This is a genomic window from Nocardia sp. TBRC8007, assembly GCF_056629435.1.
The window spans coordinates 1-9,272 of the sequence record NZ_JBWSOR010000057.1 but is presented as its reverse complement, the minus strand read 5'-3'; the positions used below and the strand labels follow the sequence as shown (position 1 = coordinate 9,272).

Below are 9,272 nucleotides of genomic sequence, written 5' to 3'. Positions count from 1 at the left end.
GAGAGGCTTGGTCGTTTCTCATCCTGCCGCCGGGAGACCCGTCCCCTCATCTCACCCCCGTTCGGGCGTCACCAACGTCATGACCCACAACAGTTAGTGCGCAAATCCCAACCCTCACACACCGAAGAACAGCACGTCACGAACCCACACCCACCGTCAAGCCAGAAATGTGGCCCAAGTCAGGTCTTTCCGCCGGAACCCGAAAGAAGATGATCAACACAATCGTGACGGACTTCGCGCACGTCGCGAATACCAACGCACATCTGAAAGAATTGAGAACGATAGAACAGGAAGACCTTCTGCGAGAACGGCTTTCACTGGACATCGCCAAGTGGGCGCTGGACTTCAAGAGCGCCGGAATCCACAAGGCTACCTACGGGATGAATTTCATGTTCAATATTTCGATCAAACCAGACACTCCCAACGCACCTGCACCGAAGTCCGCGACGCGAAACTTCGGCGCGTCCTGATCTACACACGCGTGCTCGCCGCAAGCCCTCTCGACCGATAGCGGTCGAGAGGGCGAACCCGCGAGTCGTAAGTGCAGGCTCACCAAAACTCCTGTGCACGCCGGAAAACTCACCTAGATATGCCATCTCGCGCAGAAATACACGACAGCATCTGAACTCGCGAGCAGCGCAAGGGATTTCGATCTGCCACCATGGAATTGGACATACAGAGCACTCGAAAAATTCCCCACCCGTGAACAAGTCGTGATCGGGACCGCTGTGAAGAAAAAGAAAAAAACGAACCCGGTCAACAATATCTCGCGGAATCATGTTTACTGAACTTCGCCGGAAAGGTGTTGAAGGAACCACAATCAACGGAGCGAAGCCTTACCGAATGGACTTCCTCCCGTCCCGTCCTCCAGCGGAGCCGCTGGAAGACGATCGACGCAGTCATGTCCAATTTCACGCGCGTCGCGCACACCTACCGCGCACCTGAAGAACTCGAGAATTGAACAGATACAGAAGGATCTGACAATGAAGCGTGGCATCAGTGTTGCTGTCGGTGCGATATCCGCGATATCCACCATCTTCCTCGCGGCAGTTCCCGCGTCCGCCTCCCCCATCAAGATCACCAGCCTCGACTCCGTACTCAGAGGACAAGTCGGCAACTTCACCAACGCTGATTACAGTAAAACGACGTACACCAATTCCGCTGTGGCGCTTACGGGAAGACCCAAGATCACTCTGGGTAGACAGTGGTTCACGGGTACGTCGACCTTACGGAACACCAGCAACCAGCCACAGACCCTGACCAGTCAGAGCTTCTCCAAGACCATAGCCAACTCGGCGACAACGTCGGTCACGAACGGGCTCAGCGTTGGGACCAAGTTAACAGCCTCGCTGGATATCGGGAAGGCACTGAAGATAGGCGGTGAACTGACTACGACCTGGAGCTTCAGCAAGACACACAGCACCACATCGTCCCAGTCGATGACCTACACCGCTCCAGGCCAGAGCATCACGGTTCCCCCGCACTCCACAGCCACGGTCACCGTCAACCTGCAACAGTCGATAGCTAGCGGGAAAGTCGACCTGAACACCGATATCGGCGGCTCCTTCCTCCCATGGTTCTGCACGCCACGCAATTGCGCAGGCTACGAACAATCGATCTATCAGGACGTCAAATACGCACAAGTCAACGGGCGGACCGTCAGCAACTCAAAGCCCCTTCCACTGCCAAAAGAGTTCTCGCTGGACAACGCCAAGCAGACACTGCACTTCAAGGGAGTCGGAACCTACAAGGCCACCTACGGAGCGAACTTCAAGGTCAAGATCTCGATCACACCAAACACTCCCACCGCGCCTGCGCCCAAGACCTTGACACGAACCTTCAAGGCATTCTGACCTAAGCACACATAGCCGCCGCAAGCTCTCTCTCCCGATTTTACCGGGAGAGAGAGCTCATGGTCACGAAACCGCAAGCGCGCCAGGAGCTCATGTGCACACCGGACAACTCACACCGGCACGTCATCGCACGCAGACAGAAGCGACAACGACCGAAATATCAGGCAGCACAAAGGAATCTCTACTCCACCGTCATAGAATTGTATGTACGATGCCCGTGACCGGTCTCCACCATGATCAAATCGCGATCGGGGATCTCCATGAAGAAAAAGAACAAAAACGAACTCAGTTGACAATATCTCGCTAGACCATATCTACTGATCTCCGCCGGTAGAGATATTGAAGGAACCACGACCTCGGGAGCGAAGCCTTACCGAATAGACCTCCGCTCGATACTCCTTCCAGCAGGGTCGCCGGAAGTCGATCGACACGGTCGTGGCGTACTTCGTGCGCGTCGCGAACACCTACCGCGCACCTGAAGAACTCGAGAATTGAACAGATACAGAAGGATCTGACAATGAAGCGTGGCATCAGTGTTGCTGTCGGTGCGATATCCGCGATATCCACCGTTTTCCTCACGGCAATCCCCGCGTCCGCAGCCCCCATCACAATCACCAGCCTCGACAACGTGCTCAGAGGACAAGTCGGTAACTTCACCAATGCCGACTACAGTAAAGCGACGTACACCAATTCCGCTGTGGCGCTTACGGGAAATCCAAAGATCACTCTGGGTAGACAGTGGTTCGCGGGTACGTCGACCTTACGGAACTCCAGCAACCAGCCACAGACCCTGACCAGTCAGAGCTTCTCCAAGACCATAGCCAACTCGGCGACAACGTCGGTCACGAACGGGCTCAGTATCTGGACCAAACTGTCGGCCACGATGGATATCGGGAAGGCACTGAAGATAGGCGGTGAACTGAATACGACCTGGAGCTTCAGCCAGACACACAGCACCACGTCGTCCCAGTCGATGACCTACACCGCTCCAGGCCAGAGCATCACGGTTCCCCCGCACTCCACAGCCACGGTCACCGTCAACCTGCAACAGTCGATAGCCACCGGAAACGTCGACCTGAACACCGACATCGGCGGCTCCTTCCTCCCATGGTTCTGCACGCCACGCAATTGCGCAGGCTACGAACAATCGATCTATCAGGACGTCAAATACGCACAAGACAACGGGCGGACCGTCAGCAACTCAAAGCCCCTTCCACTGCCAAAAGAGTTCTCGCTGGACAACGCCAAGCAGACACTGCACTTCAAGGGAGTCGGAACCTACAAGGCCGCCTACGGAGCGAACTTCAAGGTCAATATTTCGATCACACCAAACACTCCCACCGCGCCTGCGCCCAAGACCTTGACACGAACCTTTAAAGCGTTCTGACCTACGCGCTTATGCTCGCCGCGGGTTCTCACCCGACTATGACACGATCAAGGCGTCACAAGACAAGGGAATAACCCCTGACTTCAGTGCAGCCCCGCCACTGCGAAAAGGTTACTCGCTGGACAATGCCAAGAAGACGCTGCACTTCAAGGGCGCAGGAACCTACACTGCCACCTACGGGACGACCTTCATGGTCAAGGTTTCGATCAAACCAGACACTCCCACCGCACCTGCGCCCAAGACCTTGAACCGAACCTTCAAGGCGTTCTGACCTAACATACACAAACTCACCGAGGGCTCTCTCCCGATTTTACCGGGAGAGAGCTCATGGTCACGAAACCGCAAGCGCGCCAGGAGCTCATGTGCACACCGGACAACACACACCTGCACGTCATCGCACGCAGACAGAAGCGATAACGACCGAAATATCAGGCAGCACAAACGAACTCAGTTGACAATATCTCGCTATACCATCTCTACTGATCTCCGCCGGTAGAGATATTGAAGGAACCACGACTTCTGGAGCGAAGCCTTACCGAATAGATCTCCGCTCGATACGCCTTCCAGCAGGGACGCCGGAAGTCGATCGACACGGTCATGGCGTACTTCGTGCGCGTCGCGAACACCTACCGCACACCTGAAGTACTCAAGAATTGAACAAATTTAGAAGGATCTGATAATGAAGCGTGGCATCAGTGTTGCTGCCAGTGTGATATCCGCGATATCCACCGTTTTCCTCACGGCAATCCCCGCATCCGCGGCCCCCATCACGATCACCAGCCTCGACAGCGTGCTCAAAGCTCAATACGGCGGCTACAACAATGCCGACTACAATAAAGCGACGTACGCCAATTCCGCTGTGGCGCTTACGGGAAACCCCAAAGTCACTCTGGGCAAACAGTGGTTCGCGGGCACCTCGACCTTACGGAACAGCAGCAACCAGCCACAGATCCTGACCAGCCAGAGCTTCTCCAAGACCGTGGCCAACACGACGACATCATCGGTCACGAAGGGGCTCAGCATCTGGACCCAGATATCGGCCTCGCTGGATATCAGTAAGGCACTGAAAGTAGGCACCCAACTGCGTACGACCTGGAGCTTCAGCCAGACACGCAGCGCCTCGACATCCAAGTCGATGACCTACACGGCTCCCGGACAGACCATCAATGTTCCCGCACACTCCACAGCCGTCGTCACCGTCATGCTGCAGCAGTCAGTAGCTACCGGAAACGTCGACCTGACCACCGATATCGGCGGCTCCTTCCGCCCATGGGTTTGCGCAAATCAGGAGTGCACAGGCTCCTATCAATCGATCTACCAGATGGTCAAACAAGCGCAGGACAGCGGACAGACCCAATACTTCACGAAGACCCCCCCACTGCCAGCAGGATTCTCGCTGAACAACGCCAACCAGACGCTGAGCTTCAAAGGGACCGGAACCTACAAGGCCGCCTACGGAGCAAACTTCACCGTCCATGTTTCGATCACACCGGACACTCCCACCGCACCTGCGCCCAAGACCTTGACACGAACCTTCAAGGCGTTCTGAGCTACACGCACATACTCACCACAGGCCCTCTTCCGATCGTTATCGGAAGAGGGCCTGTGAGTTGGAAACACAAGCCCACCAATAACTCTCGTATACAGAACGACTCGCTTCAGTAAGCCATCTCACGAGGAAAGTCACAACAGAATCCGAAACATCCAGCGGCACAAGAGAATCTGCTCCACTGCCATGAAATGGTGTACGCGCAGCACCCGAACTACTACCCGTCCATGACCGAGACGCGGTCGGGACCTCAGTGAAGAAAAAGAACAAAAACGAATTTCGTTGACAACATCTCGCGGAGCCATGTCTACTTCTCTCCGCCGGAAAGGTGTTGATGGAAAAGGGATCGCAGGTGCGGAGCACTACCGCACAGGCCTCCTTCCGTCACGTCTTCGGCCGAAACGCCGGAAGACGATCGGCACAGTCGTAGCGGACTTCACGCGCGTAGCGCGCCCACCGCACGCCTGACGGAATCGAGAAAGATGGAAGGATCTGGCCATGAAGCGTGGCATCAGCGTTGCTGTCGGTATGGTATCTGCGATATCCACCGTTTTCCTGGCGGCAACCCCCGCGTATGCAGCCACCAACAAGATCACCAGGCTCGACGACGTGCTCAGAGAGCAAGTCGGCGACTTCACCAATGCCGATTACTCTAAAGCGACATTCACCCATTCCTCCGTGGCGCTTGCGGGAAGTCCCCAAATCACTTTGGGTAAACAGTGGTTCGCGGGCACATCGACCCTACGGAATACCAGTGACCAGCCGCAGACCCTGACCAGCCAGAGCTTCTCCAAGACCGTAGCCAACACGGCGACGACGTCAGTTACGAACGGACTGGAGATCTGGACCAAGTTGACGACCGAGATGGATATCGGAAAGGTACTGAAGTTCGGCGGCGAGCTGAATACGACCTGGAGCTTCAGCCAGACCGACAGCACCTCGACATCCAATTCGATGACCTACACCGCGCCCGGACAGACCATCACGGTTCCCCCGCACTCCACAGCCACCGTCACAGTCAACTTACAGCAGTCGATAGCCACCGGGAACGTCGACCTGAACACCGATATCGGCGGTTCCTTCCTCCCATGGTTCTGCACGCCACGCAACTGCGCAGGCTACGAACAATCGATCTATCAGGACGTCAAATACGCGCAGGACACCGGAAAGACCGTCAGCGGCGGGAAGGCCCTTCCGCTACGAAAAGGGTTCTCGCTGGACAACACCAAGCAGACGCTGCACTTCAAGGGACTCGGAACCTATAGCGCCACCTACGGAGCGAACTTCAAGGTCCAGATTTCGATTACACCGGACACTCCCACCGCACCTGCGCCCAAGACCTTGAACCGAACCTTCAAGGCGTTCTGACCTACGCGCACATACCCACCGCGGGCCCTCTCCCAACTGTTACCGGGTGAGGGCCCGCGGTCATGAACCGCACACTCATCAGAAGCTCATATACGCACCGAGCAGCTCGCCTCGGTACGTCAACACATGCGGAAAAAGCAACAGAGACCGAAAAATCTTGCTGCACAAGATATTTCACACTATCACCCTGAAAAGTTATGCGCGAAGCCCGAACTGCCGGCCACGGATGATCAAATCACGATCGAGGGCCTTCGTGAACAAAATAAACAAAAACGAACTTCGTTGACAATAACTTGTAGAGCCGTGTCTACTGTTCTCCTCCGGAAGTATTGGAGGAAAGCAGATCACGGACATAACGCATTGTCGAACAGACATACTCTCATCACACCTTCCAGCAAGGATGCCGGGAGACAATCGGCACAGTCGCGGCGCTCTTCGTGCGCATCGAGAACAACTACCGCGCCTGAGAAATTCACAAAAGACAGAAAGAACTAGCAATGAAGCGTGGCATCAGCGTTGCTGTCGGCATGATATCTGCGGTATCCACCGTTTTCCTTACCGCGATTCCCGCGCATGCGGGAACCACTCAGAACACCAGCCTCGAAGGGCTGTTCAAGGACCAAATCTGGGACTACATCGGTGCGAACACCAATGCAGTGTCGTTCACCCATTCCGCCGCGGCGCTTACGGGAAGCCCCAAAATCACCCTGGGTAAACAATGGTTCGCGGGCACGGCGACCTTGCGGAACACCACCAACCAAGAACAGACCCTGACCAGCCAGAGCTTCTCCAAGACCATAGACAACACAACGACGACATCGGTCACGCGCGGGTTCGAAGTCTGGACCAAGGTATCGGCCTCGCTGGATATCAGCAAAGCACTGAAGGTAGGCGCCGAACTGAATACGACCTGGACCTTCAACCAGACAGACAGCACCTCGACATCCAAATCGACGACCTACACCGCGCCCGGACAGACCATCAAGGTTCCCCCCCACTCCACAGCCACCGTCACCGTCACCTTACAGGAGTCGACAGCCAGCGGAAACGTCGACCTGACCACCGATATCAGCGGCGTCATCCGCCCATGGGGTAGGACTATATTGAGCACGCTCATCCCCTCTTCCGGCTTCTCGATCTATGACACGATCAAGAAGTCACAAGACAAGGGAATAACCCCTGACTTCAGGGCGGCCCCGCCACTGCGAAAAGGTTTCTCGCTGGACAATGCCAAGAAGACGCTGCACTTCAAGGGTACCGGAACCTACACTGCCACCTACGGGACGACCTTCATGGTCAAGGTTTCGATCAAACCAGACACTCCCACCGCACCTGCGCCCAAGACCTTGAACCGAACCTTCAAGGCGTTCTGACCTAACATACACAAACCCACCGAGGGGCCCTCTCTCGATCGTTATCGGGAGAGGGCCCCTCGGGCCAGAAGCGCAAGCTCACCAGGAGCCCTTGTGTACACCGGGCAGCTCGCCTCGGTGCGCCATCAGAGAACCGTCGAAGTCGTGAAATGCGGGTATGCGCTGAGCCTCAATCCACCGACCTGGGTTTCGGGCTGGTGGGGCCTGGGTGGTCAGATGGTGGCTGGTTGTGGTGGTTTGTGGCCGATTATGTTGTCCCATAACGTGTGCCATGGATCTACCCATGCGAGGATTCCGGTGGCGCGCAACATGTTGTGGGCGATCACAGCGCACAGGAGCCAGGCGGAGTTGGCACCGAATTTCCCAAACGGGATGTGCGCGAGTGGCCCGTCGATGAGGTCGGAGAACACTGTCTTGATGTTGGCATGTTTGCGGTGGGTGATGTCGGCGACGGCAACGGGTTCTTGCGGGTTGGTGAAGGACGGGTGATACCGCCAGAGGGGGAACAGTCTCTGGCGGTATCACCCGTGCGTCGGGGTAGCGGGCGTCAGGGCGACGCGCACGACCTTGCGGGTGCCGTAGGCCGAATCCCCACGCACCAGGACGGTGCCGCATGAGCAGGCAGCGCGGGCGGCACCGATCGCGGCAGTGACCATCGACCCGGCCCCCCTTTCCCTGACCCGGACTTGCCCGCTCGCAGCCTGTTTCCGGACACCACCGGCGCGGCGACATCGGTACTGAGCGCGGTCTCCAACGGTGAAAACCCTTTGCGGAGAACCTGTTTCTTTGCGATCTTGGTGTGACCGTAGGATGCGCCCTCTTTCCGGTGGCCGTAGACTGGCCGCAGCAGCGAGTCGATATCCACGAACGTCCGGGTCGCCGCGCCGGATGGCAGATCCACCCGCTCGGTGAGAGCGAGCAAATGCTCCCACAGCACCGAATCCAGCTTTTGGCGTGTCCGAAGGTGAGCTCCTGCAACAGTGTTCCCACCGTCGAGGGCGCATACACGCCCGCGAACAACTCGGTCATGCCCCGCTGTGCAGCACATCGACGTCATCGATGCAGTCCGCGTCCGCGCACATTCCCGCGATCAGCGTGGTCAGCTTCGGGGCTGGATACGCCGACCGGACTTGATCCGTGGCGCGGTGATCGACACCTTATCGGCCAACATACTGGTCAGGCCGGTTTGCTCGGCCAACGTCATCACCGGGACCAGCCCGGCACACGACACGAGGTTGTCGTCGTCGAACCTCGCCGAGTCGGCAGCGAACCTGTGGAACAAACTCACTGAAAGTGCCTTTCCAATCCGGTCTCGATTGCAGTGTGGTAACTCTAATCATCCCAGTTCAGAAGGAACTTTCTCTATTTCGACACACCCTCATCCACCGATTTCATCGGTGGATGAGGGTGTGGCTTTCTGCGTGTCGTCGAGTGGGCACGATCGCTTACGGTAACGACCTTGGTCACCACGCCAATTCGTTGCGAAAGTCTTTGCCGTGCCCGCATTGTCACCATCTTCTGTTCTACTCTCCAATGGTCGGCCGCGCCCTGGTCCGCAGAATTCGAGCGATGACCCCGGCGCCGGAGTGCTGGTTGGTGCCGGGTTGCCGGATATGCTGTTGCGCCCGGCCGATCCGCGGAAACGTCGTGGGGTGCGGCACACGGTCGCCGCCATCGTGGCGGTGACGCCGGTCGCTTCGCTAGCGGGTATCCGAGGGCCCAGGCGATCGTCAGGTGGGCCA

7 protein-coding genes and 1 pseudogene are annotated in these 9,272 nt (G+C 57.1%); 7 read left to right on the top strand and 1 reads right to left on the bottom strand.

Going from position 1 to position 9,272, the window contains the following annotated elements:
• Positions 1-209: 209 nt before the first annotated feature.
• The 6 genes from ACX4ZE_RS22250 (at position 210) to ACX4ZE_RS22225 (ending at position 7,530) form a co-directional block, all read left to right on the top strand.
• The gene (locus ACX4ZE_RS22250) at positions 210-470 is read left to right on the top strand and encodes a hypothetical protein (protein WP_480275416.1); all 261 of its coding nucleotides are present in this window, start codon (positions 210-212) and stop codon (positions 468-470) included.
• 513 nt (positions 471-983) lie between these two features.
• The gene (locus ACX4ZE_RS22245) at positions 984-1,853 is read left to right on the top strand and encodes an ETX/MTX2 family pore-forming toxin (protein WP_480275415.1); all 870 of its coding nucleotides are present in this window, start codon (positions 984-986) and stop codon (positions 1,851-1,853) included.
• A gap of 517 nt (positions 1,854-2,370) precedes the next feature.
• The gene (locus ACX4ZE_RS22240; protein ID WP_480275414.1) at positions 2,371-3,240 is read left to right on the top strand and encodes an ETX/MTX2 family pore-forming toxin; all 870 of its coding nucleotides are present in this window, start codon (positions 2,371-2,373) and stop codon (positions 3,238-3,240) included.
• Between the two features lie 679 nt (positions 3,241-3,919).
• Complete coding sequence (locus ACX4ZE_RS22235; protein WP_480275413.1) at positions 3,920-4,789, top strand: ETX/MTX2 family pore-forming toxin; 870 nt, start codon at positions 3,920-3,922, stop codon at positions 4,787-4,789.
• Positions 4,790-5,287: 498 nt separating this feature from the next.
• Positions 5,288-6,157 (top strand): ETX/MTX2 family pore-forming toxin, encoded by an 870-nt coding sequence (locus tag ACX4ZE_RS22230; protein ID WP_480275412.1) that lies wholly within the window; start codon positions 5,288-5,290, stop codon positions 6,155-6,157.
• 497 nt (positions 6,158-6,654) lie between these two features.
• Entirely contained in the window at positions 6,655-7,530 is an 876-nt protein-coding gene (locus ACX4ZE_RS22225; RefSeq protein WP_480275411.1) for an ETX/MTX2 family pore-forming toxin, read from the top strand.
• A gap of 212 nt (positions 7,531-7,742) precedes the next feature.
• Here ACX4ZE_RS22225 and ACX4ZE_RS22220 read toward each other — a convergent pair.
• Positions 7,743-8,818, bottom strand: a pseudogene (locus ACX4ZE_RS22220) (transposase).
• A gap of 208 nt (positions 8,819-9,026) precedes the next feature.
• Between ACX4ZE_RS22220 and ACX4ZE_RS22215 the strand changes: the two are divergent.
• The coding region (locus ACX4ZE_RS22215) for a hypothetical protein (protein ID WP_480275410.1) at positions 9,027-9,272 on the top strand (246 nt) is incomplete at its 3' end.